Genomic DNA, 17163 nt, shown 5'->3' on the forward strand with positions numbered 1-17163 from the left:
GGGCCGGGCATCAGTCATCCCGGTCCCACGCCGGGGAGATCCCGCGCGCGTACTGGATCTCGTCGTTGCTCACGCCGGCCGAGACCATGGGCCACACCATCGCGTCGCGCGAGACCGTGAAGTCGACCACGACGGGCTGGTCGTCGATCTCCATGGCGCGCTTGATCGTCGCGTCGACGTCGGCCTTCGTCTCGCACCGCAGCCCCACGCAGCCGTAGGCCTCGGCGAGCTTGACGAAGTCCGGGACGCGCACGGTGCCGTGCCCGGTGTGCAGGTCGGTGTTCGAGTACCGGGACTCGTAGAACAGCGTCTGCCACTGCCGCACCATGCCGAGCGAGGAGTTGTTGATCACCGCGACCTTAATCGGGATCTCGTTGATCGTGCAGGTCGCGAGCTCCTGGTTGGTCATCTGGAAGCAGCCGTCGCCGTCGATGGCCCACACGGTCCGGTCGGGCTCGCCGACCTTCGCGCCCATCGCCGCGGGGACGGAGAAGCCCATGGTCCCGAGGCCGCCGGAGTTGAGCCACGAGTTCGGGCGCTCGTAGCGGATGAACTGCGAGGCCCACATCTGGTGCTGGCCGACGCCCGAGGCGAAGATCGACTCCGGCCCCGAGATCTCGCCGATCCGGCGGATCACGTGCTGCGGGGCGAGGTGGCCGTCGTCGGGCTCGTCGAAGCCCAGCGGGAACGTCTCGCGCCAGGCGTCGACCTGCTTCCACCAGCCCTCGAGGTCGGGGCGGCCGTGCTGCGCGTGCTCCTTGACGAGCTCGGGCAGCAGGTCGGCGAGGACCTCCTTGAGGTCGCCCACGATCGGCACGTCCGCGGCGCGGTTCTTGCCGATCTCCGCGGGGTCGATGTCGGCGTGCACGATCGTCGCGCCGGGCGCGAAGCTGGACAGCTTGCCGGTCACGCGGTCGTCGAACCGTGCGCCGAGGCTCACGATCAGGTCGGCCTTCTGCAGCGCGGCGACGGCGGCGACCGTGCCGTGCATCCCGGGCATGCCCAGGTGCTGCGGGTGCGAGTCGGGCAGCGCGCCGCGGGCCATGAGCGTCGTCACCACGGGGGCGCCCGACGCGTCGACGAGCTTGCGCAGGGCCTCCGACGCGCGGGAGCGGATCACGCCGCCGCCCACGTACAGCACCGGCCGGCGGGCGGTCGCGAGCAGCCGCGCCGCCTCGCGGATCTGCTTGGCGTGCGGCTTCGTGACCGGGTGGTAGCCGGGGAGCTTGAGGTCCTGCGGCCACGAGAAGGTGGTGTTCGTCTGCATCGCCGACTTCGCGATGTCGACGAGCACGGGGCCGGGGCGGCCGGTCGACGCGATGTGGAACGCCTCGGCGATGACCCGCGGGATCTCGTCGGGGTCGGTCACGAGGTAGTTGTGCTTCGTGACCGGGAGCGTGATGCCGACGATGTCGGCCTCCTGGAACGCGTCGGTCCCGATGAGGGACGCGCCGACCTGGCCCGTGATCGCGACGAGCGGGATCGAGTCCATGTGCGCGTCCGCGATCGGCGTCACGAGGTTCGTCGCCCCGGGGCCCGACGTCGCCATGCACACGCCGACCTTCCCCGTCGCGTGCGCGTAGCCCTGCGCCGCGTGACCGCCGCCCTGCTCGTGGCGCACGAGGATGTGCCGCACGCGCTTCGAGTCCATGAGCGGGTCGTAGGTCGGCAGGATCGCGCCGCCGGGGATGCCGAAGACGACCTCGACGCCGGCCTCCTCGAGCGAGCGGACGATCGACTGGGCACCCGTGACGCGCTCGGGGCCGACGGCGACGTCGCGCGTGACCTCGGCGCTGCGCGGATCGGCGGTGACGCGCACGGAGGCCGGCGTGGCCGGCGTGCGCGGGGGTGCCGGGTGGGGACCCTGGACCATCGGTTTCTCCCTGGCTTCGGTGCTGGTGGAGCTCGGGGTCGTGCTCTGCGGTGCTGTCCGTCCGGGCGCGGCGTGCCGCCGACATAGAAAAACCCCTCGGCCCGGAACGGGCTGGACGAGGGGTGAGCGCGCGACGAGACCTGGTGACGAGGTCGCCTCAGCCGGCGCGCTCAGGTACTACGAGAAGGAGGATCGTCTGCACGTCCGGGACTCTACGCCGCGCCCGCGGGGATGTCACCTCGCCCGACGGCGCGTCTCGCATGGTGGTTCACGTGTCCGCGATGCGGAAACTGGCGCGGGCGCTCATGCGTCGGCCGCACGTGCCGATCTGGACGGGACGAGGCTGCGTGCTCGCGCTCGCGCTCCGGCTCGGGCACGGGCTCCGGCTCGCGCTCGCGCTCCGGCTCAGGCACGGGCTCCGGCTCGGTTCGGGCCCGGACGGACGCCGCCGGTCCCTGCGGCGAGGAGGAGGACGACGATGGCCGACACGCGTGCGCCCGCGCTCGTGGTCACCGCCCTGCTGGCCCTCGCCGCGTGCGCCGGGCCGGCTCCCGCGGCGGACCCGGCACCCGCCTCCCCGGCGTCGGTGCCCACGACCTCCGCACCCGCCGCACCCGCCGCACCGGGCGACGATCCGGACGCGTCCCTCGAGCACCTCGCCGACGGCCTGGTGTACGACCCCTCCGCACTCGTGCTGCCCGCGGACGCCGGCGCGCACTTCGCGGCCACGGACCTGAGCACGTTCGCGGTCCAGGCGGTCGAGGCGTTCGACGTCGTCATGGAGACCTCCGAGCAGACGCAGCGGCCCGACGGCGACGGCCCGCTGCTGCTCGAGTACTTCGAGCCCGTCGCGGGACACCTCACGCCGTCGGCGTGGACGCTGCTCGTGACCGCCTTCGAGTCCGGCGACCAGCCGACCGTCTCGGCGCTCGTCCCGTCGAGCGCGCTCGTCCCGCCGGACGCGTCCGCCGCGGCCGGGGAGCCGGCGGAGCCCGGCGCTCCCGAGCCGGGCACCGCCCCGCCCGGTGATCCCGACGGCGGCGCCGCGACCGAGCAGGTCGGGAGCATCGAGCCCTACCGCCCGACCGGGCAGCCGACCGTCGCGCTCGTCGTGCCCGAGCCGGGTGCCGCGCGCCTCGCGGTCACGTTCTCCTACCAGCGCGTGTTCGGCGCACCCGACGGGGAGCGCGTCTACGACACCGACCACACGCTGTACCTCGTCCCGGTCGAGGGACGCTGGCTCGTCGACGGCTGGCGGACGAGCTACCCGACGCTCGCCCCCTGAGCGCGTCGGTCCTCAGCGCGTCGGTCCTCAGCGCGTCGGCCCTCAGCGCGTCACCCCGGTGAGTGCGCCGACCCCCGTGCGCGCACCTCGCGCCGCGGCACCCCCGGGCTCAGCAGCAGCGCGAGCCCGGGTGCCGTGCGGTGTGGGCGTGCCGCTCGCGCCAGTACTCCCCCACGCCCAACGGCGTCGCCCCCGGCGAGGTGCGCGCGAGGTGCGCGACGTAGCGCGCGTGGTCGTCGTCCCCGAGCAGCGCGCCCACGTACCAGCGCACCGCGCGCCACGCGCGTGCCGCACGGGCGCGCAGCCGCGGAGGCCCGGCCTCCCCCGCGCCCCCGCGGGGGCGGGAGGCGAGACCGGGGCCCAGCCCGCCCGCCGCCCTCACCCGTGCACCCCCGCCCGGGCGGGACGCGGACCCTCGGCGTCCCAGAGCGCCTGGATCTCGCGCTCCGCGTCCGTCGGCACCATGCCCGTGGGCGCGAAGATCTGCGACGGCGCGTCCGGCTCCTCGCTCGTCGGGAGCCCGCCGGCGCGGACCGCACGCACGCACACCACCGCGGCCGCGAGCACCGTGACGAGCACGAGGACGGCGAAGAGGATCGACAGCGTGCCCTGCACGGCGGTGTTCCGGATGACGGCGTCCATCGCCTCGGGCGTCGCGGCCGACCCGAACGACTCCTCGCCGGCCTCGCGGGCCGCCCGGAACGCGTCGTGCTGCGCCCAGTACCCGAGCCTCGGGTCGGTCGAGAAGATCTTCTGCCAGGACGCCGTCATCGTGACGACGAGGTCCCAGACCAGCGGGAGGCCCGGGATCCAGGCCCACCGGAACAGCCCCTTCTTGACCACGACCGTGAAGACGACCGAGAGCGCGATCGCGGCGAGCAGCTGGTTCGCGATGCCGAACAGCGGGAACAGCGTGTTGATCCCGCCGAGCGGGTCCGTGACCCCCATCAGCAGGATCGCGCCCCAGCCGGCGACCACGAGCGCCGAGCACAGCCACGCCCCGACGCGCCACGACGGGTCCCGGAACCGCTTCGCGCGACCGCCGAGGTTGCCGAGCGAGTCCGAGAGCATGAAGCGCGCGACGCGGGTCCCGGCGTCGACGGTCGTGAGGATGAACAGCGCCTCGAACATGATCGCGAAGTGGTACCAGAACGACGCGAGCGACGAGCCGCCGATCGCGCTCGCGAGCACCTGCGCCATCCCGAACGCGAGCGTCGGGGCCCCGCCGGTGCGGGAGATGATCGACTCCTCGCCCACGTTCTCCGCGGCCCCGGCGATCTCCTCGGGAGTGATGTCCGGGCCGCCGAGGCCCAGCCCGTTGACGTACGCGGCCGCCGCCTCGGGCGTGCCGCCGGTCAGCGCCGTCGGGGCGTTCATCACGAAGTAGAGGTGCTGGTCGATGACGACCGCCGTGACGAGCGCCATGATCGCGACGAACGACTCCGTCATCATGCCGCCGTACCCGATGAGCCGGGCCTGGCTCTCCTTCTCGAGCAGCTTGGGCGTCGTGCCGGACGCGATGAGCGAGTGGAACCCGGACAGCGCGCCGCACGCGATGGTGATGAACAGGAACGGGAACAACGACCCGGCGAACGCGGGGCCGTTGCCCTCGAGCGCGAACGACGACACCGCGGGCGCCTGGACCTCGGGGCGCACGAGCAGGATGCCGACCGCGAGCAGGACGATCGTGCCGACCTTCATGAACGTCGACAGGTAGTCGCGCGGGGCGAGGAGCAGCCACACCGGGAGCACCGAGGCGGCGAACCCGTAGGCGACGAGCAGCCAGGCGATCGTCACCTTGGAGAGCGTGAACCAGTCCTGGCCCCAGTCGGTCTCGGCGACCCAGCCGCCCGAGACGATCGCGAGCAGCAGCAGCACGAGCCCGATGAGCGAGACCTCGCTGACCCGGCCGGGCCGCAGGAACCGGAGGTAGACGCCCATGAACAGCGCGATCGGGATCGTCATGGCGATCGAGAAGATGCCCCAGGGGCTCTCCGCGAGCGCGTTCACGACCACGAGGCCCAGCACCGCGATGATGATGATCATGATGACGAAGACCCCGACGAGCGCGGCGATCCCCCCGACGCGGCCGAGCTCGTCGCGCGCCATCTGACCGAGGCTGCGCCCGCGCCGACGCACCGAGATGGACAGCACGAGGAAGTCCTGCACCGCGCCGCCGAGCACGCAGCCGATCACGATCCACAGCGTCCCGGGCAGGTAGCCCATCTGCGCCGCGAGGACCGGGCCGACGAGCGGGCCGGCGCCGGCGATGGCCGCGAAGTGGTGGCCGAAGAGCACGCGCCGGTCGGTCGGCATGAAGTCCTTGGCGTTCTCGTACCGCTCGGCGGGCGTCGCCCGGTCGTCGCGCGGCCGCACGATCTTCCGCTCGACGAAGCGCGCGTAGAACCGGTAAGCGATCGCGTACGTGCAGACGGCGGCGACGACGAACCACACCGCGTTGACGGTCTCGCCGCGCACGACCGCGATGACCGACCAGGCGACCGCGCCGACCAGCGCGATCACCGCGAACACGATCTTCGAGCGGACCGGCATGGGTCGCCGGTCGATCACCCCGACGGGGAGCGCCCCCTCCCCGGTGCGCAGCACCTCGACTCCGGACGCGTCGGACATGGGCCCTCCCGGGACGGCTCGCGCCACGCGCCCCGAGCCCCCTGGCCCGCGTCGGCAGCGACGTGACGCGCGTCACGCTATCCCCGGGGGCGGGCGCCTGCCTACGCACCCGCTCCGGCGCGTCGGGGCCCATGCCGGGCGGCGCCGAAAATACTTGTCACGATGGAAAGTACGTGCAAGGGTGGAGGAACGTTCCCGGCCGCACACGAGGAGACCGCCATGACCACGATGCACCCGCCCACGCCCGACGAGGCGCGCGCGCTCCTCCGCTCCTCCACGGCCTCCGCCGCCGCGGTGCGGGACATCGGCGGCAACCGCCACGCGCAGTGGCTGACCGGCCACGCGGTCGCGGTGTTCTCCTACTTCGCCGCGCTCGCGACCGCCGACCAGGACGTCGAGGTGCTCGTCTCCTCGCTCGCCTACGCCGCCGCCCTCGCCGTGCTGAGCGTGACGCTCCTGCCGGGCGCGACCGTGAGCAAGTCCGGCATGGGCCGGCGCTGGCTGCGCGCGCTCCTGTGGTGGGGCGTGATCTACGCCGCGTGCATGGTCGTCGGCCTGTACCTCTTCCGCGCCGAGCCCGCGTTCTGGCTCTCCGCCGCCGTGGTGACCGCGCTTCCGCTCGCGCTCGGCGCCCTGCGGGAGAACCGGGCATGACGGCCGCACCGGCACCCGGCGGCGCCCTGCCCGCGCCCGACGTCGTCGGTGCCAGCGCCCGCGTGCGGCTCGACGAGGTCATCCACGCCCCCGTCCGGCTGTCCATCGTCGCCGCGCTCGCCGCGACGGACGAGGCGGAGTTCGGCGCGGTCCGCGACGCCGTCGAGGTCTCCGACTCCGCGCTCAGCAAGCACGCGTCCGCGCTCGAGCAGGCCGGCTACGTCGCCGTCCGCAAGGGGTACGTCGGCAAGCGCCCCCGGACCTGGCTCAAGCTGACCCCGCCCGGGCGGGACGCCCTCGCCGCGCACCTCGCAGCGCTGCGGCGGATCGCCGGCGACGCCTGACGCGTCTCCGGCGGCGCCCACCCACGCTGCGCCCGCAGAACCAGCCGACACTCTCGCCGTGACGCACGTCACACTTGTTTATGGTCAGTTCGACCATCAAACGCTGGCGCACCGGCGCGGCGTAGATCATTATGGTCATCATGACCACAACGACCAGCACGGCACTGCTCACCGACCACTACGAGCTCACCATGCTGCGCGCCGCGCTGGCCGACGGCACCGCGCACCACCGCGCAGTCTTCGAGGTCTTCGCCCGGTCCCTGGCCGCCGGCCGCCGCTACGGCGTCGTCGCCGGGCTCGGCCGCGTCGTCGAGGCCGTCGAGGCCTTCCGGTTCACGCCCGAGCACGTCGCGTGGCTGCGCGAGGCGGGCATCGCCGACGACGCGACCGCCGCCTACCTCGCGCGGTACCGCTTCACGGGCAGCATCGACGCATACCGCGAGGGCGAGCTCTACTTCCCGCACTCCCCCGTGCTGACCGTGACCGGCACGTTCGCGGAGTGCGTGCTGCTCGAGACGGTCGTGCTGTCGATCCTCAACAGCGACTCGGCCGTCGCCTCCGCCGCGGCGCGCATGGTCAGCGCCGCGAACGGCCGCGTGCTCCTCGAGATGGGCAGCCGCCGGACCGGCGAGCACGCCGCGGTCGCCGCCGCCCGCGCGGCGTACGTCGCCGGCTTCGACGCCACGAGCAACCTCGAGGCCGGCTTCCGGTACGGGATCCCGACGCGCGGCACCGCGGCGCACGCCTTCACCCTCGCCCACGCCAACGAGCCGGCCGCCTTCGGCTCGCAGGTCCGCGCGCTCGGCGCCGGCACCACGCTGCTCGTCGACACGTACGACACGCGCGAGGGCGTCGAGCACGCGGTCGCCGCCGCCGGCCCGGACCTGGGCGCCGTCCGCATCGACTCCGGCGACCTGGCCGCCGAGGCCCGCGCCGCCCGGGCGCAGCTCGACGCGCTCGGCGCGAGCACGACCCGCATCGCCGTGACCGGCGACCTCGACGAGCACGGCATCGCCGCCCTGGCCGACGCCCCGGTCGACGTCTACGGCGCCGGCACCCGGCTCGTCACCGGCTCCGGCCACCCGACGTGCGGGATGGTCTACAAGCTCGTCTCGATCGCCGACCGCCCCGGCGCCGACGCGCCGATGCGCGCCGTGGCGAAGCGGTCCGCGGGCAAGGCCAGCGCCGGCGGTCGCAAGGTCGCCTACCGCGGCCTCGACCACGCCGGGTACGCGTCGCGCGAGAACGTCGTGGTCCGCCACCTGCCGGACGCCCCCGAGGCCGGCCTCGGGCGGGCGCTGCAGGTCCCGGTCGTGCGCGGCGGGAACGTCGTGCACCACCCGTCGCTCGCGGAGATCCGCGCGCACCACCGCGGCGCGAAGGCCGAGCTCATGCCCCTCGACCTCGACCTGGCCCCCGGCACCCCGCGCCTGGCCGCCGACCCGACCGCCCTCACCCCCACGACAGGAGCCTGACCGATGACGACCCCCACCCCCACCCTCGCCCTCGTCGTCGTCGACGTGGAGGTGTGCTTCGCCGAGGGCGGCACGCTGCCCGTCGCCGGTGGCGCCGCCGTCGCCGCCGCGGTCACCGCCCACCTGGACGCGCACCCGCAGCGGTACGCGCGCGTCGTCGCCTCGCGCGACTGGCACGACCCGCTGCCCGGCACGAACGACGGCCACTTCGCGAGCCCCGGCACCGAGCCCGACTTCGTCCGCACCTGGCCCGAGCACGGCGTCGCCGGCACCCCGGACGCCGAGTACCACCCGGCCCTGCGCCTGCCCGCCGGGACCGTGCACGTCGTCAAGGGCATGGGCCGGGCGGACTACTCCGCGTTCGACGGCGTGCAGCTCGACACGCTCGGGACCGCCGCTCCGCTGGGCGTGCTGGACGCGCTGGACGGGGTCGACGTCGTCGAGGTCGTCGGCATCGCGACCGACCACTGCGTGCGGGCGACCGCGCTGGCCGCCGCGGCGGCGGGCTTCGGGGTCCGCGTCCTGACGGACCTGACGGCCGGCGTGGCCGTGCCGACCACGATCGCGGCGCTCACCGAGCTCGCGCAGGCGGGCGTCGAGCTCACGACCTCCGCGGCGGTGACGTCGTGAGCCCCGGCGCCCGCGCCGCCGGCCCGGCGCAGGCCGGCGACACACCGGGCCCGACGGCGGCCACGCCGCGAGCCACCACCCCGGACGCGAAGGACGCACGATGAGCCACGACCGCACGCCCGCCGCGCAGGCCCCCGAGGGCTACGACCCGGGCGAGTACCCGGTGTTCTTCGTGACGGTCGACACCGCGATCTTCACCGTGCGCGACGGCGCTCTCAAGGTCCTGCTCGTGCAGCGCCAGGACGACCCGTACGCCGGCTGCTGGGCGCTGCCCGGCGGGTTCAAGAACCCCGACGAGACGCTCGACGAGGCCGCGTGGCGCGAGCTCGCCGAGGAGACCGGGGTGACCACGAGCGGGTGGCACCTCGAGCAGCTCGGCTCGTTCGGCGACCCCCGGCGCGACCCCCGCGGCAACATCGTCACGGTCGCGTACGTCGCGTTCGCCCCGGGCCTGCCCGACCCGGTCGCCGGGTCGGACGCCCGCGACGCGCGCTTCTGGGACGTCGACGACCTCGACCTGCCGAGCCTGCAGGGCGGCAACCACGACCGCGGCCTCGAGGACGCCCCCGAGCTCGCGTTCGACCACACCGTCATCGCCGCCCGAGCCGTCGACCGCGTCGCGGCCAAGCTCGAGTACACGACCCTCGCGACCGCGTTCTGCCGGCCGCAGTTCACGCTCGGCGAGCTGCAGCACGTCTACGAGGCCGTGTGGGGCGTGCGCCTCGACCGGTCGAACTTCCGCCGCTGGGTCCAGCAGACGACGGGCCTCGTGCGCCCCGCCGACACCGACACCCGCCGGACGTCCGGGGGCCGCGGCCGCCCCGCCGCGCTGTTCGAGGCGCGCTCGGAGCTCGGCACCCTCTACCCGCCGCTGCTGCGGCCCGACGACGCCCGCGCGCTGCGCCCGGCGAAGGAGACCCGATGACGACCCTGCGCGTCCTGCTCGCCCAGACCACGACCCGCGTCGGCGACCTGCCCGGCAACGCGGCTGCCCTCGCCGCCGCGGTCGCGGCAGCCGAGCAGGCGTGCGCGGACGTGCTCGTGACCCCGGAGATGGCTGTCACGGGGTACCCCGCCGAGGACCTGCTCGCCGAGCCGGACTTCGTGGGCGCCGCGATGGACGCCGTGACCGACGTCGCCGCGTCCACCGGCAGGACCGTCGCGCTGCTCGGGTCGCCGTGGCACGTCGGGCGGCTGCCCGACGCCGGTGGCGCCGGCGCGCACGGCTGGTCGACCGACGCGCTCGAACGCCCGCTGCGCAACGTCGCGGCGGTGGCGCACCGGGGGCGGGTCGTCGCCGCGCACGCCAAGTCGCTGCTCCCGACCTACTCGGTGCTCGACGACGCGCGCCACTTCGCGCCCGGCGCGCGGCGCCAGTCGCTGTACACGGTCCGCACGGCCGAGGGTCCGGTCACGTTCGGCGTGCTGGTCTGCGAGGACGTGTGGGACCCGGCGCTCGCCGTCGAGGCGGCCAGGGCCGGTGCGCAGGTGCTGCTGGTGCCGAACGCGTCGCCGTACCACGTCGGCAAGCCCGCGCTGCGGCTCGCGCGGGTCACGGCCGCGGCCCGCGCCTCCGGGGTGCCGATCGTCTACTGCAACACCGTCGGCGGGCAGGACGAGGTCGTCTTCGACGGCGGCTCGTTCGTGGTGGACGCCGACGGCGGGCTCCTCGCGCAGGCACGGTCGTTCGCGGCGGACGAGCTCGTCGTCGACGTGCCCGTGAGGCCGCGGCACGAGGTCGCCCGCGGCGCCGGTCCCGGCCGGGACGCCGGGCTCGCGTGGGGCACCGCGCGCGTCGCCGACCCGCGGACGGGCGCGTCCGACGTCGTCGACCTCGGCGTCACGCACACGACCCGCACGCCGCTCGCGCCGCCGGTCGTGACCCCCGCCCTGGACGCCGACGCCGAGGTGTACGCCGCGATCGTCACCGGCTTCGGGGACTACTGCCGCCGCGTCGGCCTGCCCCGGGTCGTGCTGGGCCTGTCGGGCGGGATCGACTCGGCGCTGGCCGCCGTCGTCGCCGTCGACGCGCTCGGCGCGGACGCGGTGTGGGGCGTCGGCATGCCGGGCCCGTACTCGTCGGCCGGCTCGGTGGACGACGCGCGCGAGCTCGCGGCGAACCTCGGCATCCGGTTCGACGTCGTCCCGATCTCGGATGCGTACGCCGAGCGCCACGACGCCCTGGGTCCGCTGCTGGCCGAGGCGGCCGGCGCGGGGCGCTCGCCGTCCGGGGGCGTCGACCCGGTCGCGTGGGAGAACCTGCAGGCCCGGCTGCGCGGCACGACGCTCATGACGATCGCGAACGCGACGGCCGCCCTCGTGTGCACCACGGGGAACCGGTCGGAGTCGGCCGTGGGGTACTTCACGCTCTACGGCGACAGCTGCGGGACGGCGCCGAACCCGCTCGGCGACCTGCTCAAGACGACGGTGACGCGGCGCGACGGCAGCGTGCTGCCGGGCGTGTACGGGCTCGCGGAGTGGCGCAACGCGCAGGCCGCCGCCGCCGGGCAGGTGCCGCCGATCCCCGCCGCGACGCTGACGAAGCCCGCGTCCGCCGAGCTCGCGCCGGACCAGCGGGACACCGACTCGCTGCCGGCGTACCCGGTGCTCGACCGGCTCCTGCTCGCGTTCCTCGAGGACCACGCGACCGCCCAGGAGCTCGCCCGGACGCTCGTGGACGAGGACGGCTGGGACGTCGGCGCGGCGGTCGCGACCGTCAACCGGGTCCTCGCGCTCGTCGACCGCAGCGAGTTCAAGCGGCGGCAGGCCCCGGTCCGCATCAAGGTCTCGCGGCTCGCGTTCGGGCGCGACCGGCGGATGCCGATGGCGAACCACTGGTCGCACGCGCGCGCCGTGGTGCCGGAGCGCGAGGCGCTGCCCGCGTGACGAGAGGCGCTGCCGCGCGGGGGCGGCGCACCGGCGGAGTGCTCGCGACTCCCGCCGGGCGCCGCCCGACCCCACGCCCCCGGGTGCGGTGCGGCGTCCTCCCTCAGCCGCGGCGCCAGAGCTGGGCGGCGTTGCCGTTGCACGTGTACTGGGAGATCCGCGCCCCGTCGGCCGTGTCCCGGGCGTAGTTGTCCAGGCACAGCCCGCTGTGCCGGTTGCGCAGGGAGAACCACCCGTTGCCCCGGTCCAGGAGCGTCCAGTCCTGCGCGGTGGCGCCGTTGCACGTCCCCAGCCGGACGTCGGAGTCGAGCGCCGTCCCGGAGCCCCAGTTCTCGAGGCACAGGTTCGCGTGCTGGTTGCGGATCCGGTAGTGACCGCCGACGTAGCTGAACTCCCACGCCTGGGCGTTCGAGCCGGTGCAGGTGTAGAGCCGCACCTCGGAACCGGGCGCGGTTCTCCACTCCCAGTCGTCGACGCACTTGTTGCTGTGCTGGCCGCGGATGCCGGGCTTGGTCATCCCGGTCGGCAGCGGCTGGCCGAAGAAGGGGTCGCCGTTGTCACGCCAGTACAGCTGCTGGACGCGGGTGTGCCGGTTCGGGTCCTTGAGCGCGTCCGGGGTCGGGTTCGCGTAGTCGCGGGCGTGGAAGACGAGGAGGTCCGTACGGTTGTCCTCGGCGACGGTGAAGCTGCCGTGGCCCGGGCCGTACACCCCGTTCGCCGTCTGGAACACCGGCGTCGGGTGCTTGTACCAGGACGCCGGGTCGAGGAGGTTCGCGGTGTCCCAGGAGGACAGCAGCCCCAGCTTGTAGCGCGAGTCGGTCGCGGACGCCGAGTACGCGATGTAGACGCGGCCGTTCTTCAGGAGCGGCGACGGCCCCTCGACGACGCCTGCGACGCCTTCCATCTCCCAGGCGTACGTGGGACGCGCGATCTCGGTGGCGGCCGTGGCCAGCGAGGTGGGCGAGGCCATCCTCGCGATGTACATGTGGCTGTTGTAGCTCGTGCTCGGGCTGTCCTGCGCCCAGGTGAAGTAGCGCTGGCCGCCGAGCTCGAACGAGGCGGGGTCCAGCTGGAACGACTCCCAGCCGGTCGTGAAGCGCGCGGGCGCCGACCACGAGCCGGTCAGCGGGTTCGCCGACGTCGTGCGGGTCCAGTAGAGACGCTGGTCGAAGACCGCGCTGCTCGGGGACGCCGAGAAGTACAGGTACCACGCGCCGTCGTAGAACTTCACGTCGGGCGCCCAGATCCAGCCGCTCAACGGGCCGGAGGACGGCGCCTGGTAGATCGTCGTGGGCGTCGCGGTGCCCAGCCCCGCGAGGGTCGAGGCGCGGCGGAGCTCGACCCGCTTGTAGTCCGGCACCGACGCCGTCATGTAGTAGAAGCCGTCGGTGTGCTTGTAGATCGCCGTGTCCGCACGCTGCTTCACGAGCGGGCTGGGTGGCTCGATGAACTGGGCCTGCGCCGGCGCGGCGAGAGCGCCGACCGTCAGGGCCACGGCGGCCGCGGCGAGGAGTCGCCGGCCGAGAGTGCGCCGAAGAGACATGGGTGGGCTCGCTTCCGGGTGCGGTGGGGTCGGGGGTGCCGAGGGGAGGGCGAGGGCGCGGCGGTCAGCGCACGACACGGAACGTCGCGTCGGCGCGGCCGACGGCGTCCGTGACCGGGTCGATGCGCAGCACGTACGACGAGTGCCGGAGGTACCGGTCGGGGACGTTGTACGAGCGGTAGGACGTCCAGGACGACGAGGCGAGCCCCGCGACCGGCACGAAGCTGGCGTCCGCGGCGAACGTGCTCGACCCGTCGTTGCGCTCGAGCCGCACGGCGTAGGCGTAGTTCCGCAGGTAGTGGTCGGGGAAGTTCACCGACTGGAACGACACCGTCCCGTTGCCGGCCAGCCCGGGCACCACGCGCCACTGGGCGTCCTGGGCGGGCGAGACGTCGGCGTCGATGCGTGCCTGGTAGCTCGCGTGGCGCACGTAGCGGTCCGGGACGTTGTACGACTGGATCCGGCTGATCGCCGTCGTGCTCCCGCCCCACCGCGACAGGACCCGGCTCGACTCGGCCGCCGTGAGCTGCAGGATCGAGCCGTGCCGCTTCTTCGTGGCGCCCAGGCCGTAGCCGTTCACGGTCTGGAAGTTCCGCGTGCTGCCGAGGTTCGACGACCGCAGCGGCATGTACCCGCGCCCCGTGGCGTACTGGTCGAGCCACAGCCCCCACGACGTTCCGTTGTTGAACGGCATCCACATCGGGCCCTCGACGACGGTGCCGCCTCCGGTGCCGTTGGAGATGCCCAGGTGCGACAGGTCGCCCAGGGCGGTCCAGGTCCCGAGCACCGAGTTGCTGCCCTCGATCGTGATCTGCCCCTCGGCGGACGCCCGGTAGTAGCGGTAGCCACCGACGCTGTTCGGCACCTCGACGATCTGGGTGTCGATGATGCCCTGGCTCCGGGTCGCGGGTCGGTCGATGTACACCTGAGCCGGGGTGAACGTGCGGAAGTCGCTGGTCCGCGAGTAGTAGATGCGGTGCTTCGTGACGCCGTCGCGCGCGGCGTTGGTGGCCCAGTACACGACGTAGTCGTTCGTCGCGGGGTTCCAGATGGCCTCGGGCGCCCACGCGTTGCCCGCCCCGGGGATGCTGCCGGCGACGTTCACGAGCCGCGGGGCGGACCAGTCGACGAGGTTCGACGACTCCCACACCACGAGCGACGTGCTGCCGCGGCCCGAGGCGTCACCCCACGAGGTCCCGCTCGCGATGCGCAGGTCCGTGGCGATGATCCAGTACCGGTCGCCGGCGGGCGAGCGCACGAGCGCCGGGTCCCGCACGCCGCGCGTCCCGACGGTCGAGACCAGGACGGGTGCGCCGTTGTTGAGGTCCGTCCAGGTCAGGCCGTCGGTGCTGTGCGCGAGGTGGATCTGCTCCCCGTTCGACGACTCGCCCGTGAAGTGTGCCAGGAGGTAGCCGGTGAACGGGTCGAGCGCCGCAGCTCGCTCGGCGGTGGCGACCGCCGAGGCCGCGAGCAGCGTCAACGTGGCGAGGAAGGCGGTCAGCGAAGTGGTGGGTCGACCTCGGGGTACGGCCAGTCTCATGCGAGCACTCCCTCGTGCCTCGGACGCAGCTGCGGGCGACCGGTCCCGTCGACCGTCACCGTCGTGCCGTCGGAGCGAGGACGTCGGTCCCGTCTTCCTCGACCGGACCGGCCGGCCGCGAGGCCACCGAGCGGAGGACCGTCCGCCTGACACCGTCGTCAGCAGGACTCGTGGCGCTCTCCGTCGGGACCGGGGACGGCCGACACCGTCTGCTCCCTGTGCGGACCACATGTTAGCGGTCACATCGACGCAGCGGCAGGGTTTCCGGACGACGGACGTGCGGCCGGACGACGACGCGACGGAGCCCCGGACCGCTCGATCCGGGGCCCCGTCGTGTCACGCCGGCGTGCCGCTCAGACGAGCACGGCGCCCTTCGACGCGGACTGCACGAGCTTTGCGTACTTGGCGAGCACCCCGCGCGTGTAGGTCGGGGGCAACGGGGCCCAGCCGACCTTGCGCGCCTCGAGCTCGGCGTCGTCGACCAGGACCTCGAGCGTCGCGTTCGCCACGTCGAGCCGGATCCGGTCGCCGTCGCGCACGAACGCGATGGGCCCGCCGTCGACCGCCTCGGGCGCGACGTGCCCGACGCACAGGCCGGTCGTGCCGCCCGAGAAGCGCCCGTCCGTCAGCAGCAGCACGTCCTTGCCGAGGCCCGCGCCCTTGATCGCACCCGTGATGGCGAGCATCTCGCGCATGCCCGGGCCACCCTTGGGGCCCTCGTAGCGGATCACGACGACGTCGCCCGCCACGATCGTGCCGTCCTCGAGCGCGTCCATCGCGGCGCGCTCGCGGTCGAACACGCGCGCGGTGCCCTCGAACACGTCGGAGTCGAAGCCCGCGGACTTCACGACGGCACCCTCGGGAGCGAGCGAGCCGTGCAGGATCGTGATGCCGCCCGTCTTGTGGATCGGGTTGCCCATCGCGCGCAGGATCTTGCCGTCCGGGTCCGGGGGCGCGATGTCCGCGAGGTTCTCGGCGATCGTCTTGCCCGTGACCGTGAGGCAGTCGCCGTGCAGCAGCCCGGCGTCGAGGAGCGCCTTCATGATGACGGGCACGCCGCCGATGCGGTCGACGTCGTTCATCACGTAGCGGCCGAACGGCTTGAGGTCGCCCAGGTGCGGCACCTTGGCGGCGACACGGGAGAAGTCGTCGAGCGTGAGGTCGACCTCGGCCTCGTGCGCGATCGCGAGCAGGTGCAGCACCGCGTTGGTCGAGCCGCCGAACGCCATGACGACGGCGATGGCGTTCTCGAACGCCTTCTTGGTCATGATGTCGCGCGCCGTGATGCCGCGGCGCAGCAGCTCGACGACCGCGGCCCCCGACTTCTCGGCGAACGCGTCGCGGCGGCGGTCCGCCGACGGGGGCGCGGCCGAGCCGGGCAGCGACATCCCCATCGCCTCGGCGACCGAGGCCATCGTGTTCGCGGTGTACATCCCGCCGCACGCCCCCTCGCCCGGGCACACCGCGCGCTCGATGAGGTCGACGTCCTCGCGGCTCATGAGCCCGCGGGCGCACGCCCCGACGGCCTCGAACGCGTCGATGATCGTGACGTCCTTCTCGGTGCCGTCGGTCAGCCTCACGAAGCCCGGCGCGATCGAGCCCGCGTACAGGAACACGCTCGACACGTCGAGGCGCGCGGCGGCCATGAGCATCCCCGGGAGCGACTTGTCGCAGCCCGCGAGGAGCACGGAGCCGTCGAGCCGCTCGGCCTGCATGACCGTCTCGACCGAGTCGGCGATGATGTCGCGGCTCACGAGCGAGAAGTGCATGCCCTCGTGGCCCATCGAGATGCCGTCGGACACCGAGATGGTGCCGAACTCGAGCGGGAACCCGCCCGCCGCGTGCACGCCCACCTTGACGGCCTTCGCGAGGCGGTCGAGGGACAGGTTGCACGGCGTGATCTCGTTCCACGAGCTCGCGACGCCGATCTGCGGCTTGGCGAAGTCGTCGTCGCCCAGGCCGACCGCGCGCAGCATCCCGCGCGAGGCCGTGGCCTCGAGACCGTCGGTGACCGTGCGCGAGCGCGGCTTGAAGTCGATGCCGTCGATCGGCGTCGGCGCGGGTGCCGACGGCGGCGTGGTCGAACGGGGCTGGGTGCTGTCAGCGGACACGGACGTGGTCATGCTCGCGAGTGTAGGTCGGCGCGTGAGTGCCGGGGCGACGGGGGTCGCACTGCGGACCACGCGCGCGCCGCGGGGTGGCGCGACGGCGCCGGACGGCCCTGCGACGTCCGAGGCGTGGACGCTCACGGCCGCGCCGCGGGCGCCGGTGCGCGGCGCGGGGCGTGCGGCGGCCGGCCGGG

The 17163-nt window shown here is 73.9% G+C and carries 13 protein-coding genes; 7 read left to right on the forward strand and 6 right to left on the reverse strand.

What is annotated here, in order from left to right:
• Positions 1 to 10: 10 nt before the first annotated feature.
• The gene (locus NXY84_RS14800; protein ID WP_258723828.1) at positions 11 to 1873 is read right to left on the reverse strand and encodes an acetolactate synthase large subunit; all 1863 of its coding nucleotides are present in this window, start codon (positions 1871 to 1873) and stop codon (positions 11 to 13) included.
• A gap of 478 nt (positions 1874 to 2351) precedes the next feature.
• Here NXY84_RS14800 and NXY84_RS14805 point away from each other — a divergent pair, with 478 nt between their 5' ends.
• Positions 2352 to 3158, forward strand: coding sequence for a hypothetical protein (locus NXY84_RS14805; RefSeq protein ID WP_258723829.1), 807 nt, complete (start codon positions 2352 to 2354; stop codon positions 3156 to 3158).
• A 109-nt stretch (positions 3159 to 3267) separates the two neighbouring features.
• On the opposite strand, the gene NXY84_RS14810 is transcribed toward NXY84_RS14805, so the two are convergent.
• Positions 3268 to 3540 (reverse strand): YbdD/YjiX family protein, encoded by a 273-nt coding sequence (locus NXY84_RS14810; RefSeq protein ID WP_258723830.1) that lies wholly within the window; start codon positions 3538 to 3540, stop codon positions 3268 to 3270.
• Entirely contained in the window at positions 3537 to 5789 is a 2253-nt protein-coding gene (locus NXY84_RS14815) for a carbon starvation CstA family protein (RefSeq protein WP_258723831.1), read from the reverse strand. The genes NXY84_RS14810 and NXY84_RS14815 overlap by 4 nt, the downstream gene beginning before the upstream one ends.
• A 219-nt stretch (positions 5790 to 6008) precedes the next feature.
• Here NXY84_RS14815 and NXY84_RS14820 point away from each other — a divergent pair, with 219 nt between their 5' ends.
• From NXY84_RS14820 to NXY84_RS14845, 6 genes are all read left to right on the forward strand, one after another.
• On the forward strand, positions 6009 to 6443 hold the full coding sequence (locus NXY84_RS14820) for a hypothetical protein (RefSeq protein ID WP_258723832.1): 435 nt from the start codon (positions 6009 to 6011) through the stop codon (positions 6441 to 6443).
• On the forward strand, positions 6440 to 6787 hold the full coding sequence (locus NXY84_RS14825) for a winged helix-turn-helix domain-containing protein (protein ID WP_258723833.1): 348 nt from the start codon (positions 6440 to 6442) through the stop codon (positions 6785 to 6787). Before NXY84_RS14820 ends, NXY84_RS14825 begins: the two co-directional genes overlap by 4 nt.
• A 140-nt stretch (positions 6788 to 6927) precedes the next feature.
• The gene (locus tag NXY84_RS14830) at positions 6928 to 8262 is read left to right on the forward strand and encodes a nicotinate phosphoribosyltransferase (RefSeq protein WP_425322223.1); all 1335 of its coding nucleotides are present in this window, start codon (positions 6928 to 6930) and stop codon (positions 8260 to 8262) included.
• Positions 8263 to 8265: 3 nt separating this feature from the next.
• On the forward strand, positions 8266 to 8892 hold the full coding sequence (locus NXY84_RS14835) for an isochorismatase family protein (protein WP_258723835.1): 627 nt from the start codon (positions 8266 to 8268) through the stop codon (positions 8890 to 8892).
• A gap of 100 nt (positions 8893 to 8992) precedes the next feature.
• Positions 8993 to 9817: an NUDIX hydrolase gene (locus NXY84_RS14840; RefSeq protein WP_258723836.1), complete on the forward strand. Its 825-nt coding sequence runs from the start codon at positions 8993 to 8995 to the stop codon at positions 9815 to 9817.
• The gene (locus tag NXY84_RS14845; protein ID WP_258723837.1) at positions 9814 to 11778 is read left to right on the forward strand and encodes an NAD+ synthase; all 1965 of its coding nucleotides are present in this window, start codon (positions 9814 to 9816) and stop codon (positions 11776 to 11778) included. Before NXY84_RS14840 ends, NXY84_RS14845 begins: the two co-directional genes overlap by 4 nt.
• Positions 11779 to 11881: 103 nt before the next feature.
• Here the strand turns inward: NXY84_RS14845 and NXY84_RS14850 are convergent, their stop codons facing one another.
• The 3 genes from NXY84_RS14850 to ilvD all read right to left on the reverse strand — a co-directional run bounded on the left by NXY84_RS14850 (position 11882) and on the right by ilvD (position 16984).
• On the reverse strand, positions 11882 to 13321 hold the full coding sequence (locus tag NXY84_RS14850; RefSeq protein ID WP_258723838.1) for a family 43 glycosylhydrolase: 1440 nt from the start codon (positions 13319 to 13321) through the stop codon (positions 11882 to 11884).
• Positions 13322 to 13385: 64 nt separating this feature from the next.
• Positions 13386 to 14861, reverse strand: coding sequence for a glycoside hydrolase family 43 protein (locus tag NXY84_RS14855; RefSeq protein WP_258723840.1), 1476 nt, complete (start codon positions 14859 to 14861; stop codon positions 13386 to 13388).
• Positions 14862 to 15214: 353 nt separating this feature from the next.
• Positions 15215 to 16984, reverse strand: coding sequence for a dihydroxy-acid dehydratase (ilvD, locus tag NXY84_RS14860; protein ID WP_258723841.1), 1770 nt, complete (start codon positions 16982 to 16984; stop codon positions 15215 to 15217).
• Positions 16985 to 17163 lie beyond the last annotated feature (179 nt).

The sequence above is a fragment of the Cellulomonas sp. NS3 genome, from assembly GCF_024757985.1.
In the GTDB taxonomy this organism is placed as follows: Bacteria; Actinomycetota; Actinomycetes; order Actinomycetales; family Cellulomonadaceae; genus Cellulomonas_A.

What these genes read in the sequence shown, in the direction of transcription:
- ilvD (WP_258723841.1), bottom strand. Translation starts at nt 16,984, where the DNA reads ATGACCACGTCCGTGTCCGCTGACAGCACCCAGCCCCGTTCGACCACG.
- NXY84_RS14835 (WP_258723835.1), top strand. Translation starts at nt 8,266, where the DNA reads ATGACGACCCCCACCCCCACCCTCGCCCTCGTCGTCGTCGACGTGGAG.
- NXY84_RS14815 (WP_258723831.1), bottom strand. Translation starts at nt 5,789, where the DNA reads ATGTCCGACGCGTCCGGAGTCGAGGTGCTGCGCACCGGGGAGGGGGCG.
- NXY84_RS14840 (WP_258723836.1), top strand. Translation starts at nt 8,993, where the DNA reads ATGAGCCACGACCGCACGCCCGCCGCGCAGGCCCCCGAGGGCTACGAC.
- NXY84_RS14845 (WP_258723837.1), top strand. Translation starts at nt 9,814, where the DNA reads ATGACGACCCTGCGCGTCCTGCTCGCCCAGACCACGACCCGCGTCGGC.
- NXY84_RS14830 (WP_425322223.1), top strand. Translation starts at nt 6,928, where the DNA reads ATGACCACAACGACCAGCACGGCACTGCTCACCGACCACTACGAGCTC.
- NXY84_RS14855 (WP_258723840.1), bottom strand. Translation starts at nt 14,861, where the DNA reads ATGAGACTGGCCGTACCCCGAGGTCGACCCACCACTTCGCTGACCGCC.
- NXY84_RS14820 (WP_258723832.1), top strand. Translation starts at nt 6,009, where the DNA reads ATGACCACGATGCACCCGCCCACGCCCGACGAGGCGCGCGCGCTCCTC.
- NXY84_RS14850 (WP_258723838.1), bottom strand. Translation starts at nt 13,321, where the DNA reads ATGTCTCTTCGGCGCACTCTCGGCCGGCGACTCCTCGCCGCGGCCGCC.
- NXY84_RS14800 (WP_258723828.1), bottom strand. Translation starts at nt 1,873, where the DNA reads ATGGTCCAGGGTCCCCACCCGGCACCCCCGCGCACGCCGGCCACGCCG.
- NXY84_RS14805 (WP_258723829.1), top strand. Translation starts at nt 2,352, where the DNA reads ATGGCCGACACGCGTGCGCCCGCGCTCGTGGTCACCGCCCTGCTGGCC.
- NXY84_RS14825 (WP_258723833.1), top strand. Translation starts at nt 6,440, where the DNA reads ATGACGGCCGCACCGGCACCCGGCGGCGCCCTGCCCGCGCCCGACGTC.